The following is a 25536-nucleotide window of genomic DNA, read 5'->3' as shown; positions in this document are numbered from 1 at the left end:
AGAACTTATTTACCTAAACTGTAGGCTTTGAAAGAGGAAAAGAAAACTAGGCCATACCCTACGGCGAGCATGAGGTGAAAAGGTAACATCTCGAAGGTGCCCCAATAAATATGAAGCCCAACCATGCCTGAAAAAACCAGCATTAAAATCCCTTCCATCCAAGTAGTTGCAGGAATTTTGAATTTGATATAGCTATTGGATTCCAAGCCTGTACCTCCTTCTATATTAAACTTAGGCGTACGGATAAAGGGTGATTTTTTACCAGAAAGTCCTTCCCAAACTGCCTGTGCATTGTGCAACGCCAAGCCCATAGAAACAGAAAGGAATAGAGGTAACATATAAATCGCTTGAAATAGACTTCTCCAAAAACTTCTCTTTTCGTAGAAATACGCAACCAAATACACACCAGCGATAATGACAAAACCTATCATAAACAGGCCAGCAACTTTGAAGAGATTGTCTGAAATCAAACCTTGAACTCCTGCCCACCAAACTCCAATGCTGCTTAAACTCACCAATAAGATTGCGATAAAAAGACTGCTATTGAACAAATGTGCCATCGCATGGATCTTGATCCCAAAAGGTAAATTTTCACCCAAAACTGCTATTGCATGCTTTCCAGCACACTCCGCTCCTCCTTTGGTCCAGCGAAACTGCTGTGACTTGACTGCGGACATAATAGGTGGAAGCTCGGCTGGGGATTCAATTTCTGGTCTGTAGACAAATTCCCATCCTTTGCGCTGCGCGCGATAACTAAGATCCAAATCCTCTGTAAGCGTATCGTCTTGCCAGTCTCCCGCATCGATGATACAGGACTTGCGCCAAATGCCGCCAGTCCCATTGAAATTGATAAAGGCATGTTGACTATTTCTACCGATTTGCTCGATCAGAAAATGTGCATCCAAAGCAAATGCCTGCAAGCGGGTCAATAGAGAATAGTTTTTATTCAAATGTGTCCATCGCGTCTGCACCATTCCTACTTTTTCTGAAGAGAAATAAGGAATTGTTTTTAGCAAAAATTCAGGATCAGGGACAAAGTCCGCGTCAAAAATCGCAATGAATTCACCGCTTGCTTTTGCCAAACCTTCCTTCAAAGCTCCAGCTTTAAATCCAGTTCTATCTGTCCGATGAATGTATTGAAAATTGATCTCAGGAAACTCTGCTATCTTCTTCTGAATAAGCTCAGCAGTCTGATCAGTACTATCATCCAACACTTGGATTTCAAGTAAATCAGCAGGATAATTCATTTTGGCGACAGCTGAAATCAGGCGATCCACCACATACAACTCATTGAAAACAGGAAGTTGAATGGTGACTTTCGGCCATCTCTCTGGGTGAGGATGAGCCACTTTTCCAAGGTACTTTTTTGAGCGTAGAAAGCTCAAAAGCAAATGCCCTTGAGCAAGGCTGTAAAGGAAAATAAACAGCATTCCCAGGGCATAAATCCCAATCAAAATATATAAGAAGATCATTTACGCATTTATCTTGATGGAATCATTTCCAATAATTATTGGCATTTCGTTGATTCGATTTTCTTCTGGGCCATTTTCCAAATTCAGTACGCCACGAGGACACACTGAAGAACAAACTCCACATCCTACGCAGCTAGATCTCACGATTTCCTGCCCTCTTTGTGCATACCAGCGAACATCAATTCCCATCTCGCAATGCGTAGAGCAATTGCCACAGGAGATACACTGCCCGCCGTTTGTGGTGATTCTGAATCGTGATTTGAAGCGCTGAACCAAGCCTAAATAGGCAGCCAGTGGACAGCCAAATCTACACCAAACACGGTTTCCCATGAAAGGATAAAATCCTGTTCCGACCACGCCCGCGAATACCGAACCAATGGCAAAACCATAAAACGAATGTAATTGGTTCGTGACATTCCCTAAAAGTGCAAAGCCAGAAAAATAATTGACAATGGTCAAAGCCGTCATCACCACCGCCAACACCAAAACGCTGTGAATGATAACTCTCTCGTACTTCCATGCTTTCACTGACTTATCCGAAAGCTGGCGATAGGGATCTCCAAGCGTTTCTGCCAAACCACCACAGCCGCAAACCCAGGAACAATACCATCGCTTCCCAAAGAAATAAGTGAAAGTCGGCACGCCAATGACAATGAGCAATATCCCCCAAATCAACATAAACATCCCAACACCCCCCGAACTCAAGAAGGTATCGATCTGATAATCGTAGAAGAAATCGTAATCCAGAGGCCAGATATTTTTGAAATCAAAGTAAGGCTGATTCAGCAATACCAAAATCTCGGGAATCAGAAATGCAAAAGCCGTCTGGAAAAACATCACCGATGCCGTGCGAAGTTGCTGATATTTATTTCCTCTATACTTTCTGAACATCCTCACTCCCATTACTGTGATGGCAAGTGTGTAAATCGTACCATAGAGAAACCACTGACTAGCAGGATTACCGCTCAGAAGCATACTGAGGGGAGTTACCATCCAGATTTGATTGACGATATAGGCTGGAAACCAATACAAAATGATGTAGAAAAGAATCAAATAGGCTCCCGTAATCATTCCCATCCAGCCACGATTTTTCATGGCAGAATGAAAAATCCCATTGTTTTTGATTCCTGCTGGTTCGCCACGATACTTGGGCAGATTGTACATCAGTCCTCCCAAAACAGCCAAGCCAATGGATAAACCAAAGAATAACCATGGGTTATCCCGTACAGGACTGCTCAGTGAACTTTGCGCCAGCGGCAAACTATAATCGTCCCAGATCACATCATCCCATTTGGATTCAGCTTTTAGAGCTTCATTATATTCATTAAAATTCTCATTGTAGGCAGAAATTAATGAGAAATTGGATGAATAAGTCTCCCCATACATAGGCGAAAGAATCTCAGCCATTTTCTCTTGATGGATATCCTTTGTATTGGCTAAAACTTGATCTTCAGTGAGTGTGTAATCTCCTAAAAACGGCATCACAGTAAAGACTGTCAAGCCTACCAAAAACAATAGAATGCCTAAACTTTGAATCACTTTCATGTGTATATAATTTGATTTTTATAGGACACATGGAATCTCACATGGTTATTCATCATTCCTACATTTGACATAATCATCATGTTCGATTTCATACGCTTGCTCCGAATAATTTTTGGATAAATGATTTTTTGGAAACTTTGACATTTCCTCCGAATTGGTCTTTAAAGGCCTTTTGAATTTCTATATAATAAGGCGCGAAAAACTCCGGATCAAAGTTGGCCTTATCGAGTTTGGAAATCACCTTAGCTCCATCCCAAGCTTCTCCGATCGCCTGATCGAAAAACTCATGTCTGAGCCGAAAACCAAAATTATTCACACCGAGAATTTTGTCCTGCAGGTCCATTAGCATTCGAAAAGAGATTTTCCCTCCAGCATGCTCCCAATAAAAGGACTTAACTTTTTCAGCATCCCAGCTAGCTGGGACCGTGCCGTAGGTCTGATATTCTATATCCAGAAACTTAGCTGAATTAAACCAAATACCTGGTTTATAAGTGATCTTTTTACCAGCCAAAATATGCCCTAAGGTCTCACCATGCATCCTTCCAGTATACCAAACTTGCTCTACCTGCTTGCGGTCAGAAGCCGGAGCCTCATGAAACTCGGCGCAATCACCTATGGAATACACATTTGGAATATTGGTCTGGAAGCCAAAGTTGACCTTAACGCCGCGATTAACTCCCAATTCGGTATTTCTGAGAAAGTCAATACTCGGCTTTACACCAGCCGTGAGGCCTACAAATTGACACTGAATCTCCTCACCTGATTTCGTTTTGATAGCTTTTACACGGGCATTCTGATCAGAGATAATTTCATTCAATTCTTCGCCTAACCTCAAATCTATGTGATGCTCTCGCATATGCCGGCCCACTAGCTCTGATTCCTCTTTGGGAAGTACATTGCTCCAAAAGCTGGATTCTCTCACCAAAAAAGTTACTGGAATCTTCTTATAAGCAAGCATTTCTGCCATCTCAATTCCGATCAAACCTCCACCTACTATCACTGCTCGCTTTACACCCTCATGTGTGTTTTCTTCCATCAGCTCCAAATCTTGTTTGGAATACAAACCCTGTACTCCTTGTAGGTCTTCACCCGGCCAGCCAAACTTATTCGGCTTAGAACCTGTGGCGATCACAAGTTCATCATAGCCCATATTTTCGCCAGACTCGAAATGTAGATTCTTAGCAGCGTAATCAATTGATTTCACCCAAGCTTCTTTTAGCTCAATCCTATTTTTCTCCCAAAACCAATTTTCATAAGGCTGTGTATGCTTGAATTCCATGTGCCCCATGAACACATACATGAGGGCAGTTCTTGAAAAAAAGTATTTGGACTCACCTGATATCAGCGTAATTCTGACCGAATCATCCAGCTTACGAAGCTGTCTGGCACAGGTGACACCTGCTATTCCATTGCCGATGATGACTACATGGCGGTTTGAACTCATTGGGTTGGGGTTGAAATAAGACTCAATTTGAAATTTACCAAAAACTTGGTTCTATTCGTTCAGATTCCAATCATAATCCAAATAGCTCACTTTTGCAGAGGATTTGATTTTAGTGGTACTGTACTTATTCAAGAAGTCTATTAGATCGCCATTCTTGGTGAAATCACCTTTGAACCATGAGAAAATAGATGACACCTGTGCGGATTCAGCAGTAATTTTATTCCTAGAGGAATCGTTGATAAAGCCTTTGGCGACCTTATCCAATTGAGCATCGATAGTATCTGCCTCGAAAGCTTCATTGAGCAAAGGCGGACAGGAAACAGAAGCACAGTTAATAGCGAAGTGGATTCTAGGTTCTTCAAATTCTTTTCTCAAAATCGAATGCTCGATCTCATCTAGACTGGAATCCTCACCTCCAATTTTGAAAAACTTGTAATGCCAGACGTCCTTGATCATCGGAATTTTCAATTTTGGCCCCAGGTCTTTGATACTTTCTACTGGATAATTGTCCACAATCAATTTCACGGTAAAAGCATTGTAAGCATTAATCCAATACGCCAATTGCTCGTTTTTTGACCATGTTTTGCGATCGGGAGCATTTTCGCTGATGCTTTTCACATAGGCTTCCAGTTTTGCTTTCTCCTTAATGAATCCTTTGTAATTCACTTTTCCATCGGCACTCACATTTGCCTTGAGCAATTCATTCCAAGCTTTGTTGCTCGGAGGACTTGTGCCTGCCATTCCTGGCACGGAGCTTTGACAGCTCAAAAGAACCATACTGAAGAATAGGGCAATATGTATTTTTAGATTTTTCATAAGAAATTGTTTAGGATGATTTACGATCCGATTCAAAATAAGGATTTGATGAAATAGGAATTGGTCGGGTTGAAGACCAAAAGAGGCTTTTAATAAACCTTTTCTCCTTTGGTCAGCCAAATTCCCCAAGATTTGGAATAGGTATGGACTTTATTGGTTTGCGAGCCCTCATGAAAAATTGGTTTTTTTTCATTCGCCCATTCGATCAAGCCACCGTATAGATTATAAACTTGGTTGAATCCTGCTTCTTTGAGCTTTTTGCCAATCTCTTGAGACCTAGCTCCGACAGTACAATACACCAAAACGGGCTGATTCTTATCCAATCCGGACACATTATCAATGCTAAAAGTATCGTAACCAACCCAATTGGCTCCTTTCAGATGGCTTACTTCGAATTCTTCTTTTTCTCTGGTGTCAACAATCTGATATTTGCTCAAATCCGTCAATTCAGCAGGTTTTACAATAGGAAAATCAGAATCATAAAGTGTAGAAAGCAGCGCTTTGTAGGCAACCGATTGGGCTGCCAAATCACTGGAAAAATGCAAAAATAAAATTAGGATAATTAGCGAAAGCGTGTTTCTAGTGCATGTTGACTTCATACCAGCACAACCCACATAGAAGCTATCATGTTCAGTTTAGGCATAAAAATCTGATAGCTTGACTAAACCTTCCTTATCTAGAATAATGATTTTTTTACCTTCAAACTCAATCAATTTATCCTTTTTGAATTCTGACAATAATCGAATAACTGACTCGGTGGCAGTACCGATCAAGCCGGCTATTTCCTCACGACTCAAGACCAAATTGATCTGCTGATGACCTCCACCATCCATTCCATAAGAATTTGCCAACTGCACAATCAAATAAGCTAATCTCTCTCGAATACTCTTTTGCGAAGCATCGACCAATTTTTCTTCCATCACCCCTATTTCATTGCTAAGCGCTTTGGTAAGTCTTCTGAAAAAAGGCCCATTACTAATCAATGCCTTGAGGAAATTTTCTTTTGGAATAAAACAGATTTTGGCATCCTCTATCACCATCGCAGAATTCGTGTAATTTTCCTCTCCTAGTAAGGCTGAGTACCCTAATAGATCACCTGTTTTTGCCAAGTGAATGATCTGATCCTTGCCATTAGAAGCAGTTTTGAAAATCTTGATTACTCCAGCATTCACACAAAAAACCCCTAGTGGCTTTGCTCCTTCGTAATAAAGCATTTGCCCTTTTCGGTGAGAAATCATGTTTTTATTATCAGAAATATTACATGCCTGTTCTTTGGTAAGATCAGAAAACATAGAAAATCTCCGACTGGAACAAAGATCACAAGGATGAACTGAATCGGGCTTGGACATACTTAGATGAGATAATTTCAGGTTATTATAACGACAAATTTACAACACAGGATTTAAATCGGAGGTTCTGGAAAATTTTTCTCTTGTGTAAACTTCTCCTCCATAGCATCAAAACTCAAGCAAATATGTTGTAATCCATTACTAATGAGCAAAAATGGCGTTTTCAATTTTTTATGATACATGCATGCCTGTTCGATTGTTTTTTGCGTCAATTTCACTTTGGGTGCTTTGCATTCTATCAATAAATAAGGATTTCCACTTTTATCCCAGACAACGAGATCAGTCCGCTTGAGCAATTTATTGTAGAGCAAGCCTTTTTCCATGGCCAATAGCCCCTTGGGGAATTTCAATTGGTTGATCAGGAAATTAATCCAATGCTGTCGAACCCATTCTTCGGGGGTCAATACCAACTGTTTTTTGCGTAGCGAATCAAACACCCAAAACTTCCCATCCTTCTCCTGAAGCTGTGGCTCGAAATGTGGCAAATTAAGTTTGGGTAATTGAATCTGATCCAAGTGAGAATCCATGATCCAAAGATGGGGAAAATCACTCAGTTGGGAATAGTGAATTTGCCCTATTATTGAAAATCTAAGTATGGAGAAATTTTATTGATCCATTCCTGCTTGAAAATCTTTATCTTTAGAAGGTCATCAGAGTTCTGGTAATCACCATGTTGATCTCTAAAGGCGACTATGACTTTCGCCTCCGCATAACTGACATAAGGATGTTGCCTTAGCTCATCAATTTCAACTTGATTGATTTTAATCTTCCTAAAAATCGCTGGAGAAAAATCAAAATATTCCCAGATTGCATCAATTGTCTCTGGTTTCAGTCCATACACTTCAGAGAGCTGACTTTTGCTATGAAGCCCACCAAGACTTTCTCTAAACTTCACGATCCTACCAGCGGTACTTTGCCCAATTCCAGGCACTATTTGGAGGGTGACAGAATCTGCTTCAGAAAATGGGATTCGGTTTAGGTTTTCAAGCTGTTTAGAATTTGACTTCTTTACAATGGTATCTTGAGGATTAAACACCGGAAAAGGCGAAGTAAGCAGGACAAATCCTGACTTCTCAAGACTATCAATACTCGCTAAATACTGCAGATGAAAATTCTCTGATTTTGAGGTTCTAATAGCTTTATAAACAGGGCTGGAAATAACGAGTAGTAGCAAAACGGGGATGAGCAGCACAAAACCTCGTGACTCTTTTCTGGAAAACCCCAGATATACTTTCATCCAATAAAAAAATCTAGCGACCATAGTTCATCAAAAAAGGTGACATAAACTATCAATTACATAAGATAATAGTTTTAGTCTAGTAAATCAAGAACCACTATATTTGTATCCTAATACTTGAAAGTTATTTAGACAGGTTACAAATTAATAGATACCTGCCCGAAATGGCAGGTCCCGTGCCTATGTCTGTTAAATTTGCAGTCCAAGCTTATACATGATGCAAGTCAAATTAAGAGCCCTCAGTCTATCACATAAAAATGCACCTGTACAAATCCGGGAAATCATTTCTCTGGACGATAAGGCTATACACGCTATATTACTGAAGCTCAAGGACTTTTTTAGCTTAAATGATGCATTGATACTTTCCACCTGCAATAGAACTGAAGTCTATTACAGCCATGATCTAGACATAAGCACTGAGATCATTAAGCTGATAGGACTTGAGAAAGGCCTGACTGATATCGTTAATTACCTAGAATATTTTGAGATTTTCAATAATGACAAAGCCGCAATCAGGCATTTGTTCAGGGTATCTATGGGATTGGAAGCTCAGGTCGTAGGTGATATTCAGATTTCCAATCAGGTGAAAAGATCCTATCAGGCTTCTGCTGATTTGAATATGACGGGTCCGTTTCTTCATCGATTGATGCATACCGTCTTTTTTACCAATAAGCGTATCGTACAAGAAACAGCCTTCAGAGATGGGGCGGCATCCTTATCTTATGCTGCGATTGAATTGATAGAAAGTTTGACTTCAAACACCTTTGAACCAAGAATACTATTGATTGGAGTAGGTGAAATCGGTGAAGATGTAGCCAAGAATATGGTTCATATCCCTACTGCGAAAGTCAAGATCACCAATAGAACACAATCCAAAGCAGAAACTATCGCTGCGGAAATGGGATTTGAAGTAGTTCCTTTTGAGAACTGCCTTGAGGCTATGGAGGAAGCCGATGTAATAGTTTGTTCTATTCAGCGATCAGAACCTTTTATCACCAAGGAGCTGGTCAATAAATTCCAGATCAACAGTTACAAATTACTAGTAGACCTCTCAGTACCTCGAAGCATAGAGACTTCCGTAGAAGATGTTCCTGGTGTAGTGCTTTATAATGTAGACAACATTCGAAGTAAAGCTTCTGAAACCCTGGAAAAGAGATTGGCTTCTGTACCAAAAGTGGAAGATATAATTGAGGAGAGCATTAGTGAGTTTTTCGATTGGAAAAAAGAAATGATCGCCTCTCCTACTATCAATAAACTTAAGAAAGCTTTAGAGCAAATCCGTCAAGAAGAGATGGCGAGGTTTACGAAAAATGCTGATAAAAAGGAATTTGCTGTGATCGACAAAATCACAAAGAGTATGATGCAAAAAATCCTCAAAGTTCCGGTAGTACAACTTAGAGCTGCTTGTCAGCGTGACCAAGCGGAAGAAATGATCCAAATAATCTCAGATCTATTTGATCTAGAGAAGGTTAAAACAGAATAAGTAACACTACCAACTCAATAAAAAATGACCAAAGGATTGTCCCAAACCTTTGGTCATTTTACCTATAGCACCTTGCCGAATAACCTATATCTAAATGAATAAAATCTTTACCCCGCTCCTAAGTCTCCTACTTACTTTTTGGATTTCTGAGTCTGCACAAGCTCAATCTTGGGAGGTATACAACACCAAAATTCAGCTTCAATCACGTTTGATTTACGATGATATAGATATCCTCAGTGAAACCGTCCGAGTGGGCAAGGTAGGCGATGAACTCTCTCTATTGTCCAACGATTTGAGCCCGGCCGTTTCACTGGAAGGAACTGAAATCTATCAATACCTAAGTCCGTGGATACTTGTAAAAGGACCAAACGGAATTGGGGCATTTCATGAATATGGACAGAAAGTATTACCCTTAGAATACGAAAAAATAGACACTTACTTCAGCTTTTTGTTGGCAAGCAAAGGCAATGAGTACTGGTTATTTCAAAAAGGTCATAACAAGACAACTTATTTAGGAGAATTGGATGAAGCTAAGATCACCAATACAGGCTTAATCATCGTCCGTAAAGGGGATGAGTATTCTTTGCCATTATCTATCAATCCCGACAAAACTTTTGAGCTTCTCTCAGATAATGAAGGTGAGTTTGTTTTAGCTAAGGAAGCTTCTGGTTATGGTCTGATCAATAGAGAAGGAGACTATGTAATGGATCCCATCATTGAGACACTACAGCATACCCATAGCAATTTCTTTTATGGATTCAACCAAGATCAGTACTTGCTGATCGAGGGAAATGATATCAAATCAAATATCCGCTACAACTCTTTCCATAAAATTACTTTTGAGAATGACATCATGCTAGAATACATTCATGGCAAGCTTCGTCGTGTCATGGAAGATGATGGTATTTTGCTGGATGATGTAGGCATGACAGCTGTAAACAAAATCGGTAAGGACTTATACAATGTTCATTTTCGGGATGAAAAAATTGGACTTTTAGGCAAAAAGGGCTGGTTGGTGCAACCAATGCTAGATGTAGAGGAGATTGAGTTTGGGACTGAGGGGCTTTTTCCTGCTAAATCAAAAGGCGCTTTTGGCTATGTGAATTCAGCCGGAACTTGGATTATTGAGCCTCAATACGCTGAGGCAACTATGTTTGCAGAGAATATCGCAGCTTATCGTACCACACAAAACTGGGGTTTAATTAGCCCATCAGGCGAACAGATTTCCGAGGCCACTTGGGAAGAAATAAAGCCATTCTATAAGGGACTAGCTATTGCAAAAACAAATGGCAAATATTTTCTTTTGAACACATTTGGCGCAGTTCTTAATTCGGAAGGTTTTGACAATATTTACCGCACTACTGATGGCTATTTCATGGTAGAAAAGTCAGGAAAATCCGGTCTTCTTGATAGTGAGGCAAATGAAGTAATCCCTGCGGAGTTTGAAAATCTGAGAAGAGAAAGAAAGAATTTTGTGATCGTACAGAAAGATGGATTCACAGGAGTAATCAACGAGGCAGGAGATATTATTATTCCTTTAGCCTATGAAGAAGTCCTGGTGGATTGGGCAAATGATCAGATTTTCACAAAAAATAATTATACACCTACGGTGATTAAAATCGTAGTCGAATCAAATAAGAAAAACAAAAAAGGGGCCTAAGCCCCTTTCTTTATTTTTTCTCGTTTTTGCCTTTCGATGAATCTTTCGATTCAGAATCCGAGTTGGCTATGGATTCCCGCATCGAAGTATCCGATTGGATGTTTTCCATTTTGTAATAGTCCATCACTCCAAGTCTACCACTACGGAAAGCTTCTGCCAATGCTCTTGGCACTTCAGCTTCAGCTTCAATTACCTTAGCTCTCATTTCTACATTTCTCGCTTTCATCTCCTGCTCTAGGGCTACTGCCATCGCACGTCGCTCTTCTGCTCTTGCTTCCGCCACTTTTAGATCCGCAGATGCTTGATCGATTTGAAGTTTCGCGCCAATGTTTGTTCCCACATCGATATCTGCAATATCAATAGACAAGATTTCAAATGCGGTACCAGCATCCAAACCTCTTTGAAGAACTAGCTTCGAGATTTTATCAGGATTTTCTAGTACACTTTTGTGCGTAGCAGCTGAACCGATTGAAGTTACAATTCCCTCACCTACTCTGGCAAGAATGGTTTCTTCACCAGCTCCACCGACTAATTGCGCGATATTTGCACGAACAGTCACTCTAGCTTTAGCGATCAATTGAATACCATCTGCGGCTACTGCAGCTACATTAGGCGTATTGATCACCTTCGGGTTTACAGATATCTGAACCGCTTCAAATACATCTCTACCAGCCAAATCAATTGCTGTAGCTTGCTTGAAGGTCAGGTTAATATTCGCCTTATCAGCTGAGATCAAAGCTCTGATCACGTTGGGGATATTACCGCCTGCCATGTAGTGAGTTTCCAAGTCATTGGTCGTCAGCTCCACCCCAGCCTTAGTGGCTGTAATCAGAGAATTAACAATAATACTAGGTGGCACTTTTCTAATTCTCATCCCGATTAGCTCTCCTATCCCAACTTTCACATTGGAAAATTGAGCCGTGATCCAGAGGTTGACTGGAACAAAGTACAAGAAGATGAAAAGTAGGACAATTCCTGCGACCGCGGCCACTAGGATGAACATTGAACTGTTCGGATCTAAATTCTCCATATTATTTGACTATAATTTTATTGTTTTCAATTTTGATAATGGTGACCTCTGTTCCCACTGTAATAAACCCGTTTTCTGATTTCACCTCATACACATCATCTTCAAAGCTAGCTTTTCCTATTGGCTTTAAGTCTGATATTGTTTTTCCAACCATTCCTATTTGTAAGGAATCAGTACGACCATCAAAAGTCCCTCCTTGCATGGAAGTCTTAAGAGAAAATCGATTCCAAACACCAGAGCTAAATCCGTACACAATAGCAGCAAGGTTCAAGATTACCGCCAATGCTGTAATCCACCATGCGACCTCAGTGTCAAAACTCAGAAAAGCATAGACAATTCCTGCCAAACTTACTGCTAAACCAAATATGCCAACTACAGTGGTGCCTGGCACAAAGAGTACCTCAGCAAGCAATAGGACAAGGCCGATAATTAGGAGACTGGATAGTACTAGGAGGGTCATTGACTTTATCAGGAAAAGAATTGAGGTCTAAAATACAAGTTTCATTGTTACCCCTCGTCAATTAAAACAAAAAAAGCCCGGATATTTCCGGGCTTGCTGATTAGTAGGCTTTTGCAAAAAGGACTCTGCCAGTTGAGGGCTTGCCTGAATAGACACAAACTCCAGCTTCTTCCTTTTGATCTAAAGGAATACAGCGAATAGTCGCTTTGGTGAGATCCTTGATTTTATCTTCGGTTTCCGAAGTCCCATCCCAATGAGCTGAAAGGAAACCACCTTTCTCTTCTAGTAATTCTTTAAACTCATCCCATGAGTTTACTTCCGTAGTCATTTCTGTGCGAAAGTTCAATGCCTTAGAATAAATACTAGTTTGAATTTCATCAAGCATGGAAGAAATCTTCTCAGAGATCGGTTGGGAAGCCAATTCAAATTGCTCCTTGGTCAAAGTGTCTCTTCTAGCAATTTCTATGGTGCCATTTTCCAAATCTCTTGGGCCAATTGCAATTCTCAAAGGAACACCTTTCAATTCATGTTCTGCAAATTTCCAACCTGGCTTATGCGTATCACGATTATCATATTTCACTGAAACCCCTACTTTACGGAGTTCAGCGGTAATCTCATTTACTTTCTCAGTAATAGCGTCAAATTCTTCCTCTTTTCTATAAATAGGAATAATGACAACTTGTATTGGAGCCAACTTTGGAGGCAAAACTAGACCATTATCATCTGAGTGAGCCATAATCAATGCTCCCATCAAACGTGTACTAACTCCCCAGGAAGTACCCCAAACGTATTCGAGACCACCTTCTTTGGTAGCAAATTTCACATCAAATGCTTTAGCAAAATTCTGTCCCAAAAAATGAGAAGTACCTGCCTGAAGTGCTTTTCCGTCCTGCATCATAGCCTCGATACATAAGGTGTCATCAGCTCCAGCAAAACGCTCGCTTTCAGTTTTTCTTCCTCGTACTACTGGCAAAGCCATAAAATCTTCAGCAAACTGTGCATAGACATTCATCATTTGCTTAGTCTCCACTTCAGCTTCCTTTTTGGTAGCATGGGCTGTATGCCCTTCCTGCCAAAGGAATTCTGTGGTACGAAGGAATAGTCTAGTTCTCATTTCCCAGCGAACTACGTTTGCCCATTGATTTACCAACAAGGGAAGATCTCTATAGGATTGAACCCAATTTTTGTAAGTACTCCAAATAACAGTTTCTGAAGTAGGGCGTACAATTAACTCTTCGTCAAGCTTTGCTTCTGGATCTACGATTACGCCACTACCATCTTCAGCATTTTTCAACCGATAATGTGTAACTACAGCACATTCCTTTGCAAAACCTTCTACATGGCTTGCCTCCTTGCTCAGGTATGATTTTGGGATAAAAAGTGGGAAATAGGCATTAGAGTGACCGGTTTCTTTAAACATCCGGTCAAGTTCCGCTTGCATTTTTTCCCATATAGAATAGCCGTAGGGTTTGATGACCATGCAGCCTCTAACAGCTGAATTCTCAGCCAAATCGGCTTTTTTTACTAATTCGTTATACCAAAGCGAATAATCCTCGCTTCTCTTAGGTAGTCCTTTACTCATTGTGGTTGGTTGGGATACAGATTATCGTTATTTTTGCTAACTTATGCGGGGCAAATATAAACCAAAAAGTATAACCCTTCACCCCTACCCACGTATAAGAAAGTAACAACTTAAACTTCACCTATGAAGAATCCACTAATTATAACCTCCTCATTCATCCTTGGATCGTTGATTTTAGCTTCGTGTAGCACGAGTCAATTGGCTACTACAGATGCTAATGACAATTTGTATTTCATGGCATCAGATGCAAAAGTAGCAACTGAATATGCGGTGCAAAACAATAATCCTGAACAATTTCAAACTCTATCATCCACGGCAACTGAAGCTATTCCTCAGGAAAGCTTTAGCTCTAGGAACGTGAATCCAGACTATATCGCCAGGTATCAGGCTGATCAAGAACCAGTTTCAGATGAAATTGTATACTACGATGAAGTTGGAGATGAAGGAAGCAATCCAAACATTAATGCTTACGATAATTACACCGTAAGTGGTAATGGTTCCAATTCTGGATCAGCCTTTAACTCAAACATGGCTTTCACTATGGGTTTTGGAATGGGATACAGCATGATGTACGGTGGAATGATGAATCCATGGATGTACCCAAATTTCTATGATCCATTTTATGGACCACGATACGGATATGGATTTGGACCATCTTTTGGTTTCAGACCATCTTTTGGATTTAGTTTTGGCTTTGGCTATGGTGGCGGATACTATCCTCCAATATATGGTGGAGGCTACCCAGGTTATGGTTATGGAGGATATCCAGGCTATGGCTACGGGGGATACCCTATCTACCCAAGCAACCCTATCCTTCCTGGTGGAGAATATGGTAGTCGCAGCGTAGTAAGAGGTGCAAGACCTTCAAGAGGAACATCACTTGCAGCATCTAGAGGAGGAAATATTTCCAATGCAGCGCTTCAACCAAGCACAGCTAGAGCACAAGCTAGAAGAGATGTCCTAAATACTAGTAACTCTACAGACAGAAGATCAATTTCTAATTCTAATAGCTCTAGAATGACAGCAAGAGATTTCAGCTCTTCTCAAAATGATTACTACAACTCTAGAACTAGAGAAGGAAGCACTAGAAATGTAAGTTCTGCTGCAATGGATAGACCAGTTTCTAGAACAAGAAGTGCAATGCCTTCTGCTAGACCAAGTGTAGGTACTACTACAAATACAGGAAGAGGTAATTCAGTAAGAACAATATCTCCTTCAAATAGCAGATCGTCAAGTCCATCGTACAATAGAAGTAACGTTCCTACAAGAACAACTTCCCCAACGTACAATAGAAGCAATACTAACACTAATACAAGAACCGTAACTCCAACGAGGACAACTACTCCAACTAGAACCACCACACCAACTTATACTGCACCTAGCAGAAGTAGTGGATCTACAGGAGGAACTACTACTAGAAGTAGCTCAAGTACTTCTAGAGGAGGTCGAGGAAATTAATTATTGCGTATTAAAATAAACAAAAGTAAGGCAGTGGAATCACTGCCTTACTTTTGTTTATTGGTTTATTGATCTTGTCAGTTAAGGTATTTAAGTGTTTTTTGTAAAAGAAATTTAAGTTTAAGTAACATTTCTTGCCCAACTTCACGTTTATTAATCACACCCAAATCAAATCTAAATGAGAATATCCATTCTGGTTTTATCCCTATTTTTATTTACAGGTTCCATGGTAGTAGCACAAGGTGGATACTTTGAAGATGCCTATCGCTTCAGCCAAGTAATCCCTGGCGGCTCAGCAAGGATAATCGGTGTAGGCGGAACGCAGTGGTCTTTAGGTGGTGATGTATCCAATATAGCTGGAAATCCAGCTGGTTTAGGCTTCTTCAGATCCTCAGAGGCATCTGCCACCATAGGCTACTCTAACTGGGGCGTAAACACAAATTACCTAGATCAAAATAGAGATTACAATACGACCAACTTCTCCTTGCCAAATGTCAGTTTTGTGATGGCTAATCCTAAAGGAGAGTTTGATAGAGGGGCATTCAAAGGAGGTTCTTTTGGTTTTAGTATTCAGAGAATAGCCAATTTCAACACTGAATATGGCTATAACTCAGACAAAGCAGGGGAAACATCCATTATCGATTACTATCTTCAGACTGCAAATAATGGATACAACGGAGCCGGAATTCCCGAGAATCAAATTGAATCCTTTGGAATTACCGGCTTGGCTTACCTTACTTACCAGATCAATCCAATTAGTTTTAATGAGGACGGAACCCCAATTCAGAATCCTAGACAATATGACTCATTTGTTTTAGGCTTTCCCAATCAAGCTGAGAATATAGTTCAAGAAGGTAGCTCCAGTCAAATAACTATTGCCTACGGAGCTAATTTCAATTACAAGTTATTTGTAGGTGGTTCTGTGGGAGTTCGGACTTTAAACTTCAATTCCAGAAAGATTTATTCAGAAAACTTTTTTAATGAACCACTGATCAATTCTAATCTGCAAGAAAATTTGTTTATCAATGGTGGAGGAATCAATCTTAATCTAGGTTTAATCTATAAACCAATAGATTATTTGAATCTTGGGTTCAACTTCCAATCTCCTACTTGGTATGCCCTCAATGACGAATACAGCTCTAGCACAATTGCTGTCTACGATAATTACGATTATGAGCCTGAAGGTATCACATTGGGTACTGAAGAGGCTTTATCTGATATAATTATAAGTTCCTACAATCTAAATACTCCGTTAAAAATTGGTGCTGGGGCTACCTTTTTCTTAGGTAAAAGTGGGTTTCTTTCAGCGGATGTTGATTGGGTTGATTACAGCGCAGCAAGAATAAAATCAAGGGATTTTAATGTGGATTCAGATAATTTAGAAATTCAAAACCTATATGCCAGTACGGTCAACTTCCGATTAGGGGCAGAGTTTAGACTGAATAATTTCCGATTTAGAGGTGGATATGGCTATTACGGAGACCCTATTGCAGAATCGGATTATGACAGAAGCACACAGCAAATCAGTGGTGGCCTGGGAATGAAAATCAATAAATTCTCTATTGACTTTGCATTAATCAATCAAAAGTACAATACTCTTTATAGTAGTTATCAAGTCCTGGACAATCAGGGGAATAACATTGGCCCAGTCGCTGAAATCAAAAATAGTCAAATCAACGGTGTGCTAACCCTTGGACTTAGCTTTTAAGCAGACGTATTAATTCAGATACCAAAAGCTCAGCGGAGAAATCTTCCCCGCTGAGCTTTATTTTTGATTGGCTATAAAAGGAATCCCGCTGTACGAGTAAATTTTTCAATTTCAAGATTATTTCGCCCTGATCCAGTCCCAAAAACATTGGTCTATTTTGGGCTTTTGAAGTGCTAAGCCTCATGGAAATCTCTGATAAAGGCACATCTAAGTAAACAGACACTGCTTTTTCATTGATCAGATCCATGTTGTCATTGAAACAGGGGCAACCACCACCAGAAGCAAGGACATAAGAATCCTCTTTATTCAAAAGATCTTGCAGTACCTCAGTTTCCCATGTACGGAATTTACCCTCACCATATCGAGAGAAAATATCAGGAATCTTCATCTGGAAACGATCTTCTATAAGATGGTCCAAGTCATAATAAGGGAATTGCAAAACAGCAGCTAATTGTCTACCAAAAGTGCTTTTTCCAGATCCTGGCAATCCCACCAATACAATCTTCAAATCCTTTCCCATCTCCTATTTCATGTATAAATCTAAAATCTCGCCTGGCTCAGGAGTATTATTGTGATGGTACTTTCCTAGAACCGTTCCTACTTTCAATACCAAAATCCCTGGATTTGAACGAATCATAGTTTTGACTACAGTAGCATCTGCTTGAAGTGACAGTATATCCCATCCTCTTGATTTGATGAAATTCCGGATCTCTTCCTCGGATGCGGCTGCCACAAAAACCGGCTGCACTGGCGATCCTGTTAGTGATTGAACTAGTTGATCAATACGATCCAGGTTTGAGTCACTCATTTTGGCCATGCTACTTACTAAGATTAGTAGTTTATTTCCCGTGAAAATCTCTTCAGAATAATCTCCATCGGCATTCCAAACAGCGAAATCAGAAATCTTAGGTAAGGCATCTGGATTCTTCAAATTCATCTCAACAAACTCCAGGCTCTCGTCAGCAGGATACTGATCAAAAGTTTGTAGCTCCCCATCTTTTTTCATCACGTAGGAATACAATAAAGGAGAAGACGGCTGCATATTTCTAGGAATATTCACCCCTACTTTATATGCTCTAAAGTCAATAAATGGAAGATTACGGATAGCAAGTACTGCCAATACTAAGGACATGACCAAGGCTACTAAAGTCAGCCCTTTTGCCCAATTAGGCGATGTTTTTGGCAAATCCATTTGAAACAAAAAGAGAATAGAGATCAAAACCAAAAGGATCAAATCCTTATAGAAGGATTCCCAGGGGGTCAATTTGATCGCATCACCAAAGCAGCCACAATCCGTTACCTTATTGAAATAGGCAGAGTAAAAGGTAAGAAAGGTAAAAAACAAGATCATCAGGCTGAGTGCCCAAACGGTAAATCTGCTTTTTACACCCAAAATCAACATTATACCAAGAACCACCTCCAAGACTACCAGAAATACTCCTAGCTCAAGTGCAATTGGCTTGAAGTAATAAAAGAAACCTGCGATGTCATTAGAAAAAACATCAAAATATTCCTCCAATTTTATCGCTGTTCCTACTGGGTCATTGACCTTAATCAATCCAGAAAAAATAAAAAGGCCGCCGACAATAAATCGAATCACCCATAAAAACCCTTGCTTAAACATGATAATCTAATTTAATCAAACAAAATACTGCGTAATTGATCATATCCTGATAGTTAGCCTCTATTCCCTCAGACACCAAAGTTTGTCCTTGATTATCCTCTATTTGCTTCGTTCGAAGTAATTTCATCAAAATTATATCGGTCATAGAACTCACACGCATTTCCCGCCATGCTTCTCCATAATCGTGATTTTTATTTTCCAATAGACCTTTTGTCTCAGTCACCCAGTGATCGTATGCTGGTTCGAGTTCGTCAAAGGGAATCTCCATCCGCTCATCTTTCAAATAGCTGATTTGCAACAGAGCAATTAGGCAATAATTAATAATCCCTACAAAATCATCCTCAATCGGATCATTTACCTTTTGACTGCCCTTTTCCTGAATGGAGCGAATCCGTTGTGCTTTGATGAAAATCTGGTCTGTAATCGAAGAAAGCCGGAAAATTCTCCAAGCTGTACCATAATCTATAGTCTTCTTACGAAATAGTTCTTTACAACGGCTGATAACTTCCTTATATTCGTTACTCGTTTGCGTCTCCAAAGTATCTTAATTTAATGTTTCCTCTTCCGGGCAAGTCTTCCAAAATCGAAGATAAATCATTTCCCCAAAAAAACACCCTCCTAATCGATGGACGGCTAATCAGTTGGGACAAACCACAACTGATGGGAATAGTCAATTTGACACCAGATTCATTTTTCGAAGGGAGTCGAACCGAAAAATCCTTGGATAAAGTGGCAACTTTAGTAAAGTCACACATCTCTTACGGTGCTAGTATACTGGATCTTGGAGGTTATAGTTCTAGGCCAGGAGCTGCCGAAGTAAGTTTACAAGAAGAAATCGACAGAGTGATTCCTGCGGTTAAATGGATTGCTACTTATTATCCAGATATATTAATTTCAGTAGATACTTTTCGTGCAAAAGTTGCTGAGGAAGCTATAGGTTCTGGAGCTCATATAGTAAATGATATTTCGGCAGGAGATTTAGATGAGGAAATGCTCCTGACGGTTGGAAAGCTTCAGGTCCCATACATAGCTATGCATATGCGGGGAAATCCTCAAAACATGCAGAAAAAAACGAATTATTCAGATATTTTAGGAGAAATATTGTATTATTTCGCTGAAAAACTGGAACAATTCAAAAAGTTTGGCATCAAAGATGTAATAATTGACCCTGGGTTTGGATTTGCAAAAACTTTAGAACAAAATTATTTCCTCTTGCGGAACCTTCACCAGTTTCAGTCGCTTTCAACACCAATAATGGTAGGTATTTCCAGAAAATCAATGATTTCAAAAGCACTTGATCTAGATGCTGGCGAGGCACTGAATGGAACTACTGCATTAAATATGTTTGCTTTGTGTCATGGGGCAAACATCCTACGAGTTCATGACGTTAAAGAAGCTAACGAAACGATAAAAATATACAAAACTTTATACCCTTGACTTTACTTTTCAAAATAGGATTTTTAGACATCTCTATCGTCAATATCATTGATATTGCTTTAGTAGCTGCCCTATTGTATCAAGTTTATAAACTGCTAAAAGGCAGTGTCGCAATTAAAATTTTTCTGGGCTTTCTATCCATTTACCTAATCTACCTGTTAGTTCGGGCACTTAGAATGGAGCTTCTGTCTGCGATCTTAGGACAGTTCATGGGAGTAGGTGTGATAGCCGCGATCATTATTTTTGCTCCAGAAATCCGGAAATTTCTATTGCTTATAGGCCGATCCTCTCTCCTATCTGACGACAATGTCTGGCGCGACATGCTGTTCTTCTGGAGAAAAAAGGACAATGCTATTTTCAATATTAGCCCGATCATAGATGCATCCAAAACTTTGGCAGGAAGTAATACTGGAGCTTTGATGGTGATTTCAAAAGGTACAGAATTGAAGTTTTATGCAGAAAGTGGCGATATTCTCGATGCAGAATTATCCAAAAGACTACTGATCTCCATTTTTAACAAATACAGTCCCCTACATGATGGCGCTGTAATCATCCACAACGGCAAAATAAAGGCCGCTCGCTGCATCTTACCCGTTACAGAGCGCGAAGTCCCAGCGCAATTTGGGCTTCGTCACCGCGCAGCTATCGGCATGTCTGAGTCCACGGATGCATTGATATTGATCGTATCGGAAGAAACAGGGCAACTTTCCATGTCCAAGAATGGTAAAATTTTGCACAATATGTCCTTTCAAGAAATCAGAGAAACAATCAATGATTACTTGAACAGCATAGACTTGGATGCGCGATTTGAAGATCTCGAAGAATACGAGATGAAGAAGCGCAGAAAACTTGCCATGACGAGTAAGTCAGCTTCTTAGAAGAACTGCATGTTCTCACTAGCCGTTTATTATTTCAAGAAATTAATTTTAGGAAAGTATTTGCTTGGTAAGCCCTTATAGATTCTATAGGTATTCCAGGATATCATCACAATTATAAAGGAATACAAAATAGCAATTAACCCAAGGCGGATAAATGACCCATTCACCAAATAACTAGGCTGTATATCCCCAGATCCTGAAATCACCATTAAGCTCGCAATCCAAATAATGAGCGAAGTAGCCAAATAATAAAATGCAGCCCATGTAATCTGGAAATTGACCAATTGCCGCCCAAGTTCACTTACTCCAGTTATTTTATCTTTTCGACTCATCCATAGAACTATTGGTAAGACAACTCCTAACAAAGGAATCAACACAAATGCAAGTCCTGACAAATTCATCCCAATTAGATACCCCTTGTCTTCGGTTTGAGTCCAGTCAAAAACCTCATCGGGACTCATACCAAAAATCTGAAACAATCGCCTTACCGTGTCCATACGTGGGATTGCTTCTGCATTCTCCATTCGCTGGACAGTTCTCAAACTAACACCCGCAGATTCCGCCAATTCATCCTGCGAATACCCCTTTTTTAACCGAAGAGTCTTCAACTTTACACCAAGTGCTTTGCTATCCATTTTCATGCTCATTTTGTGGAATTCAAAAATAGTTTGGCAAGACTAAAATATTTGTGACTTGGATACGTCATTCTTACGTCATTTGTGTCATACCGCCCTATTCCTCTTAGAACACCTCTTATAAATTCATTTTACCCTCAGGAAAATTTCCTTTGGGATTTAATTCCAAAAAAAGACAAATTGCCAACACCATCAAAATGGAGGCAGGAGCACTCAAAAAAAAGAAAATAGTTTGTAGCTAGGATTTAGTATGGATTAATCTTTGCTCCGCATTCTTTATTGATTATCTGCAAAACCTGAAAAAATCGAGTACCTCATTTCCTATGAAAAAACCTTCTCTAATTTACCTTGCCGCTTTTTTTGTACTTTTTTCGGCAGGTGCTTGGGCTACGCAAGTATATATGCCTGAATTGAAACAGCAATTAAAAGACACCTATTCTAGCTTAACCAGTGAACCAAAAACCGCTGATACAAAATCTGAAAAACTAGAGCCTATCACAATAGACTTACCCGCTCCTAGAGTAATTCCACCTATTCCTGATGATTTAATCACCAAAGAATATGATAAGCATCTCTATGCTGCAGAGCATAATGGATTTGGACTAATTGATGATGAAGAGCATTACAATAAATTAATTGAGGAGAAAAAGTTAGTGCTAATAAGCCAAGGAAATGGATACGAAGTGATGAAACTTACTCATAGCCATCCTTACGTCACCCCTTACTCAAAAGTCGTCCTTGAAGAATTGGGACTAGCTTTCCAAACACTAACTGAAGACGAAAGTTTCTTTACCATAACATCCGTAACGCGAACTCCGGAGCAGCAAAAAAGTCTAAGAAAGAGAAATAGAAATGCAACTTCCGGCATAAGCTCTCACTCCTACGGGGTTTCCTTTGACATTTCTTACGTGAGATTTAACGGCAAGAAAGGCTCCAACTGGGCAGCGAAGAAAAAGCTTGAAAAGATTCTAGATGAATTTCAAAAAGCTGATAAAATCGTCTTCATCAAAGAAAGAAATCAGAGTTGTTACCACGTGACAGTTCGGTAATATTTTTAGAGACGAGAGAAGTGTATAAAGTCTCAATGATCAATTCACAAAACTCAATTTTCAAGGTTAAAATAACTCCGCTCCTATTACCTCTATCGCGTCATTTCGATTAATAAATCATAAAAAAGCCGGGAATCTAACTTAGAAACCCGGCTTTTCTGCATCGGACACCTAGCATCGGACATCCAACCAATAAAGTAAATACTGTCCTTGCGGACAATTCTGTTAATCGATTACCCCTAATTCTTTTCCAACCTCAGTGAAAGCAGCAATTGCCTGATCTAAATGTGCTCGCTCATGACCAGCTGAGATCTGAACACGGATTCTTGCTTGGCCTTTTGGCACCACTGGGAAATAAAAACCAATCACGTAAATACCTTTCTCCAATACTTTCTCCGCCATTTGCTGCGATAGTACCGCATCATACAGCATAATCGGAACGATGGCATGCTCTCCTGGCTTAATATCAAATCCTGCCTCAGTCATTTTCTCACGGAAGTACTTGGTATTATCTTCTAGTTTATCTCTCAATTCAGTGGTCTCAGAAAGCAGATCAAAAACTGCTATAGAAGCACCTGTGATGGATGGCGCCAGGGTATTGGAGAACAAATATGGTCTAGAGCGCTGACGTAGCAGTTCTACAATCTCCTTTCTTCCTGAAGTAAATCCACCTGAAGCACCTCCCAAAGCTTTTCCAAGCGTGCCCGTGATGATATCTATCTTACCCATCACATCACAATGCTCATGAACACCACGACCAGTTTTTCCCATGAAACCTGTAGAGTGACACTCATCCGTCATCACTAGCGCTTCATACTTTTCTGCCAACTCCACTATCTTGTCCAACTGTGCAATTGTCCCATCCATTGAGAACACTCCGTCTGTCACAATGATTTTTTGCTTCGCTCCCTTTGCCACAGCATCTTTCAATTGAGCTTCCAAATCAGCCATATCGTTGTGCTGATATCTGAAACGCATGGCCTTGCAAAGACGAACACCATCGATAATAGAAGCGTGATTCAATGCATCAGAAATAATCGCATCTTCAGCTCCTAAAATAGGTTCGAATACACCACCATTTGCATCAAAAGCCGCTGCATAAAGTATAGTATCTTCCGTACCGAGAAACTCGGAAATCTTTCTCTCCAGCTCCTTATGAATGTCCTGCGTCCCGCAAATAAAACGTACGGATGACATCCCATAGCCATGAGAATCAATCGCTGCCTTGGCTGCCTCGATCACTTTTGGATGTGAAGAGAGCCCTAGATAATTGTTGGCACAGAAGTTCAAAACATTCTGTCCACCTGCAATGGTGATTTCTGCAGACTGTGGCGAAGTGATAACACGTTCTTTTTTGAAAAGTCCGGCTTCCTCTATTCCTTTAAGTTCTTCTTGTAATTTGGGTCTGAACTGATCGTACATGATAGCTAGTTGATTTTTATGTGATGCAAAAACGTATAATTCCTTTGGTCAAAAACTCTGCTCAGGAAGCAGTTTTTTCTTACTTTTGCGACTGCAAACCCAAATATAAACAAAAACCTAGAGCTCTTCTTTAGGTAGATTTTGAAAGAAATATCAATGGAAAAAATCCTGGTAATAGGCGCCGCAGGGCAATTGGGTTCGGAACTCACTCGTTCTCTGGCAGATCAGTTTGGTGCAGAGCAAGTAATCGCTACTGATCTCAACGAATCAGCACAAGCAAAATTTGACTTTTGCCGCTTTCAAGTCCTCAATGTGATGGACAAGGATGGCTTAAGAAATTTGGTCAAAAACGAAAAAATCACTCAGATCTATCATTTAGCTGCCGTTCTTTCGGCTGTAGGTGAGAAAAAACCACTTTTCGCTTGGGAACTCAACATGGAGAGTTTGCTTCATGTGCTAGAATTAGCCAAAGAATTCAAGCTTAATAAAGTTTACTGGCCATCGTCCATTGCTGTCTTTGGACCAAATACTCCGAAAATCAACACACCCCAATACTGCGTCAAAGAGCCAAATACCGTCTATGGTATTTCCAAACAAGCGGGCGAAAGATGGTGTGAATACTATTTTCAGAAATTCAATGTGGACGTTCGCAGTCTGCGTTACCCAGGTTTGATCGGATATAAATCACTTCCTGGTGGCGGCACGACAGATTATGCAGTGGATATTTACCATAAAGCATTGGCAGGAGAAAAATTTGACTGCTTCCTACGTGAAGATAGTTCTCTGCCAATGATGTATATGCCAGATGCGATCAAAGCGACATTGGACCTCATGAATGCTCCAAGTGAATCTGTCAAAATTCGCTCTAGTTATAATCTGGCTGCAATGAATTTCACACCTAAGGAGAGCTATGAAAGCATTCTAAAACATATCCCAGACTTCAAAATCGAGTACAATCCTGATTTCCGTCAGTCCATCGCTGACAGCTGGCCAGATAGCATCGACGATTCCTGCGCAAGGAAAGATTGGGGCTGGAAACATGACTATGATCTAGACGCCATGACGAAAGACATTTTGGAGAATCTTCCAAACTTCAAATTCTAATATTCATACCCTGCTATTTCAAGCGGGGTGTTTTTTTTAATACCGTGGTGATCTCAAATTCTTACAAATTATTTTTTGTGATATTGAAAATCGATTTTTTGACTCCCTCTAACATCTAGGTCTTACGCACTAATATTACACAG

24 protein-coding genes are annotated in these 25536 nt (G+C 40.0%); 8 read left to right on the top strand and 16 right to left on the bottom strand.

The window, feature by feature from the left end; translation table 11 throughout:
- Positions 1-5: 5 nt before the first annotated feature.
- The 8 genes from LV85_RS04435 to LV85_RS04400 all read right to left on the bottom strand — a co-directional run bounded on the left by LV85_RS04435 (position 6) and on the right by LV85_RS04400 (position 7863).
- A complete protein-coding gene (locus LV85_RS04435; protein ID WP_111316981.1) occupies positions 6-1472 on the bottom strand; it encodes a cellulose synthase family protein in 1467 nt (488 codons plus the stop codon).
- Positions 1473-3017: a 4Fe-4S binding protein gene (locus LV85_RS04430; RefSeq protein WP_111316980.1), complete on the bottom strand. Its 1545-nt coding sequence runs from the start codon at positions 3015-3017 to the stop codon at positions 1473-1475.
- Positions 3018-3105: 88 nt separating this feature from the next.
- Positions 3106-4461 carry an NAD(P)/FAD-dependent oxidoreductase gene (locus tag LV85_RS04425; RefSeq protein WP_111316979.1) on the bottom strand — a complete coding sequence of 452 codons (1356 nt, stop codon included), beginning with the start codon at positions 4459-4461 and terminating at the stop codon, positions 3106-3108.
- Positions 4462-4512: 51 nt separating this feature from the next.
- Positions 4513-5277 carry a DUF547 domain-containing protein gene (locus LV85_RS04420; protein ID WP_111316978.1) on the bottom strand — a complete coding sequence of 255 codons (765 nt, stop codon included), beginning with the start codon at positions 5275-5277 and terminating at the stop codon, positions 4513-4515.
- Positions 5278-5366: 89 nt separating this feature from the next.
- Entirely contained in the window at positions 5367-5876 is a 510-nt protein-coding gene (locus tag LV85_RS04415) for a rhodanese-like domain-containing protein (protein WP_111317161.1), read from the bottom strand.
- Between the two features lie 36 nt (positions 5877-5912).
- A complete protein-coding gene (locus LV85_RS04410) occupies positions 5913-6569 on the bottom strand; it encodes a Crp/Fnr family transcriptional regulator (RefSeq protein ID WP_111316977.1) in 657 nt (218 codons plus the stop codon).
- A 110-nt stretch (positions 6570-6679) separates the two neighbouring features.
- The gene (locus tag LV85_RS04405; protein WP_111316976.1) at positions 6680-7153 is read right to left on the bottom strand and encodes a type I restriction enzyme HsdR N-terminal domain-containing protein; all 474 of its coding nucleotides are present in this window, start codon (positions 7151-7153) and stop codon (positions 6680-6682) included.
- 50 nt (positions 7154-7203) lie between these two features.
- A complete protein-coding gene (locus LV85_RS04400) occupies positions 7204-7863 on the bottom strand; it encodes a ComEA family DNA-binding protein (RefSeq protein ID WP_245942143.1) in 660 nt (219 codons plus the stop codon).
- A gap of 217 nt (positions 7864-8080) precedes the next feature.
- Here LV85_RS04400 and hemA point away from each other — a divergent pair, with 217 nt between their 5' ends.
- Entirely contained in the window at positions 8081-9346 is a 1266-nt protein-coding gene (gene hemA, locus LV85_RS04395) for a glutamyl-tRNA reductase (protein WP_111316974.1), read from the top strand.
- Between the two features lie 94 nt (positions 9347-9440).
- A complete protein-coding gene (locus LV85_RS04390; RefSeq protein ID WP_111316973.1) occupies positions 9441-11006 on the top strand; it encodes a WG repeat-containing protein in 1566 nt (521 codons plus the stop codon).
- A 10-nt stretch (positions 11007-11016) separates the two neighbouring features.
- Here the strand turns inward: LV85_RS04390 and floA are convergent, their stop codons facing one another.
- The 3 genes from floA to proS all read right to left on the bottom strand — a co-directional run bounded on the left by floA (position 11017) and on the right by proS (position 14078).
- Positions 11017-12036, bottom strand: coding sequence for a flotillin-like protein FloA (floA, locus tag LV85_RS04385; RefSeq protein ID WP_170125598.1), 1020 nt, complete (start codon positions 12034-12036; stop codon positions 11017-11019).
- Position 12037: 1 nt separating this feature from the next.
- Positions 12038-12496: an NfeD family protein gene (locus LV85_RS04380; protein WP_111316972.1), complete on the bottom strand. Its 459-nt coding sequence runs from the start codon at positions 12494-12496 to the stop codon at positions 12038-12040.
- A 100-nt stretch (positions 12497-12596) separates the two neighbouring features.
- Entirely contained in the window at positions 12597-14078 is a 1482-nt protein-coding gene (proS, locus tag LV85_RS04375; protein ID WP_111316971.1) for a proline--tRNA ligase, read from the bottom strand.
- A gap of 123 nt (positions 14079-14201) precedes the next feature.
- On the opposite strand from proS, the gene LV85_RS04370 reads away from it, so the two are divergent.
- A complete protein-coding gene (locus LV85_RS04370; protein ID WP_111316970.1) occupies positions 14202-15536 on the top strand; it encodes a hypothetical protein in 1335 nt (444 codons plus the stop codon).
- Between the two features lie 178 nt (positions 15537-15714).
- Positions 15715-17244 (top strand): OmpP1/FadL family transporter, encoded by a 1530-nt coding sequence (locus LV85_RS04365; RefSeq protein ID WP_111316969.1) that lies wholly within the window; start codon positions 15715-15717, stop codon positions 17242-17244.
- On the opposite strand, the gene LV85_RS04360 is transcribed toward LV85_RS04365, so the two are convergent.
- Genes LV85_RS04360 through LV85_RS04350 form a run of 3 tightly spaced genes read right to left on the bottom strand, consistent with a single transcriptional unit; the run spans position 17234 to position 19406 of the window.
- Positions 17234-17764, bottom strand: coding sequence for a shikimate kinase (locus tag LV85_RS04360; RefSeq protein ID WP_111316968.1), 531 nt, complete (start codon positions 17762-17764; stop codon positions 17234-17236). The genes LV85_RS04365 and LV85_RS04360 overlap by 11 nt on opposite strands.
- Before the next feature lie 3 nt (positions 17765-17767).
- Positions 17768-18868, bottom strand: a complete 1101-nt coding sequence (locus LV85_RS04355) for a BT_3928 family protein (RefSeq protein ID WP_111316967.1) — start codon at positions 18866-18868, stop codon at positions 17768-17770.
- Complete coding sequence (locus LV85_RS04350; protein ID WP_111316966.1) at positions 18861-19406, bottom strand: DUF1599 domain-containing protein; 546 nt, start codon at positions 19404-19406, stop codon at positions 18861-18863. Before LV85_RS04350 ends, LV85_RS04355 begins: the two co-directional genes overlap by 8 nt.
- 14 nt (positions 19407-19420) lie before the next feature.
- Between LV85_RS04350 and folP the strand changes: the two genes are divergently transcribed.
- Complete coding sequence (folP, locus tag LV85_RS04345) at positions 19421-20305, top strand: dihydropteroate synthase (protein ID WP_111316965.1); 885 nt, start codon at positions 19421-19423, stop codon at positions 20303-20305.
- Complete coding sequence (gene cdaA / locus LV85_RS04340; RefSeq protein WP_111316964.1) at positions 20302-21183, top strand: diadenylate cyclase CdaA; 882 nt, start codon at positions 20302-20304, stop codon at positions 21181-21183. The genes folP and cdaA overlap by 4 nt, the downstream gene beginning before the upstream one ends.
- Before the next feature lie 29 nt (positions 21184-21212).
- Here cdaA and LV85_RS04335 read toward each other — a convergent pair whose 3' ends face one another.
- Complete coding sequence (locus tag LV85_RS04335) at positions 21213-21818, bottom strand: helix-turn-helix domain-containing protein (protein ID WP_158531138.1); 606 nt, start codon at positions 21816-21818, stop codon at positions 21213-21215.
- Between the two features lie 323 nt (positions 21819-22141).
- On the opposite strand from LV85_RS04335, the gene LV85_RS04330 reads away from it, so the two are divergent.
- Complete coding sequence (locus tag LV85_RS04330; protein ID WP_111316962.1) at positions 22142-22867, top strand: DUF5715 family protein; 726 nt, start codon at positions 22142-22144, stop codon at positions 22865-22867.
- A 225-nt stretch (positions 22868-23092) separates the two neighbouring features.
- Here the strand turns inward: LV85_RS04330 and kbl are convergent, their stop codons facing one another.
- Positions 23093-24289 carry a glycine C-acetyltransferase gene (gene kbl, locus LV85_RS04325; RefSeq protein WP_111316961.1) on the bottom strand — a complete coding sequence of 399 codons (1197 nt, stop codon included), beginning with the start codon at positions 24287-24289 and terminating at the stop codon, positions 23093-23095.
- A 156-nt stretch (positions 24290-24445) separates the two neighbouring features.
- Between kbl and LV85_RS04320 the strand changes: the two genes are divergently transcribed.
- The gene (locus LV85_RS04320) at positions 24446-25393 is read left to right on the top strand and encodes an NAD-dependent epimerase/dehydratase family protein (RefSeq protein WP_111316960.1); all 948 of its coding nucleotides are present in this window, start codon (positions 24446-24448) and stop codon (positions 25391-25393) included.
- The last annotated feature ends 143 nt before the right edge of the window (positions 25394-25536 follow it).

This window comes from Algoriphagus chordae (assembly GCF_003254055.1).
Lineage (GTDB): Bacteria > Bacteroidota > Bacteroidia > Cytophagales > Cyclobacteriaceae > Algoriphagus > Algoriphagus chordae.
Note: the sequence above shows the minus strand (reverse complement) of the source record. Positions and strands in the feature narration are given on the sequence as shown.

Excerpts from the sequence above, each read along its gene's own strand:
- LV85_RS04320 (WP_111316960.1), top strand. The coding sequence starts at position 24,446 with ATGGAAAAAATCCTGGTAATAGGCGCCGCAGGGCAATTGGGTTCGGAA.
- LV85_RS04400 (WP_245942143.1), bottom strand. The coding sequence starts at position 7,863 with ATGAAAGTATATCTGGGGTTTTCCAGAAAAGAGTCACGAGGTTTTGTG.
- LV85_RS04355 (WP_111316967.1), bottom strand. The coding sequence starts at position 18,868 with ATGTTTAAGCAAGGGTTTTTATGGGTGATTCGATTTATTGTCGGCGGC.
- LV85_RS04410 (WP_111316977.1), bottom strand. The coding sequence starts at position 6,569 with ATGTTTTCTGATCTTACCAAAGAACAGGCATGTAATATTTCTGATAAT.
- floA (WP_170125598.1), bottom strand. The coding sequence starts at position 12,036 with ATGGAGAATTTAGATCCGAACAGTTCAATGTTCATCCTAGTGGCCGCG.
- proS (WP_111316971.1), bottom strand. The coding sequence starts at position 14,078 with ATGAGTAAAGGACTACCTAAGAGAAGCGAGGATTATTCGCTTTGGTAT.
- LV85_RS04420 (WP_111316978.1), bottom strand. The coding sequence starts at position 5,277 with ATGAAAAATCTAAAAATACATATTGCCCTATTCTTCAGTATGGTTCTT.
- LV85_RS04365 (WP_111316969.1), top strand. The coding sequence starts at position 15,715 with ATGAGAATATCCATTCTGGTTTTATCCCTATTTTTATTTACAGGTTCC.
- LV85_RS04330 (WP_111316962.1), top strand. The coding sequence starts at position 22,142 with ATGAAAAAACCTTCTCTAATTTACCTTGCCGCTTTTTTTGTACTTTTT.
- LV85_RS04360 (WP_111316968.1), bottom strand. The coding sequence starts at position 17,764 with ATGGGAAAGGATTTGAAGATTGTATTGGTGGGATTGCCAGGATCTGGA.
- LV85_RS04425 (WP_111316979.1), bottom strand. The coding sequence starts at position 4,461 with ATGAGTTCAAACCGCCATGTAGTCATCATCGGCAATGGAATAGCAGGT.
- LV85_RS04435 (WP_111316981.1), bottom strand. The coding sequence starts at position 1,472 with ATGATCTTCTTATATATTTTGATTGGGATTTATGCCCTGGGAATGCTG.
- LV85_RS04405 (WP_111316976.1), bottom strand. The coding sequence starts at position 7,153 with ATGGATTCTCACTTGGATCAGATTCAATTACCCAAACTTAATTTGCCA.
- LV85_RS04370 (WP_111316970.1), top strand. The coding sequence starts at position 14,202 with ATGAAGAATCCACTAATTATAACCTCCTCATTCATCCTTGGATCGTTG.
- LV85_RS04390 (WP_111316973.1), top strand. The coding sequence starts at position 9,441 with ATGAATAAAATCTTTACCCCGCTCCTAAGTCTCCTACTTACTTTTTGG.
- kbl (WP_111316961.1), bottom strand. The coding sequence starts at position 24,289 with ATGTACGATCAGTTCAGACCCAAATTACAAGAAGAACTTAAAGGAATA.
- hemA (WP_111316974.1), top strand. The coding sequence starts at position 8,081 with ATGCAAGTCAAATTAAGAGCCCTCAGTCTATCACATAAAAATGCACCT.
- folP (WP_111316965.1), top strand. The coding sequence starts at position 19,421 with ATGTTTCCTCTTCCGGGCAAGTCTTCCAAAATCGAAGATAAATCATTT.
- LV85_RS04430 (WP_111316980.1), bottom strand. The coding sequence starts at position 3,017 with ATGAAAGTGATTCAAAGTTTAGGCATTCTATTGTTTTTGGTAGGCTTG.
- LV85_RS04380 (WP_111316972.1), bottom strand. The coding sequence starts at position 12,496 with ATGACCCTCCTAGTACTATCCAGTCTCCTAATTATCGGCCTTGTCCTA.
- LV85_RS04335 (WP_158531138.1), bottom strand. The coding sequence starts at position 21,818 with ATGGATAGCAAAGCACTTGGTGTAAAGTTGAAGACTCTTCGGTTAAAA.
- LV85_RS04415 (WP_111317161.1), bottom strand. The coding sequence starts at position 5,876 with ATGAAGTCAACATGCACTAGAAACACGCTTTCGCTAATTATCCTAATT.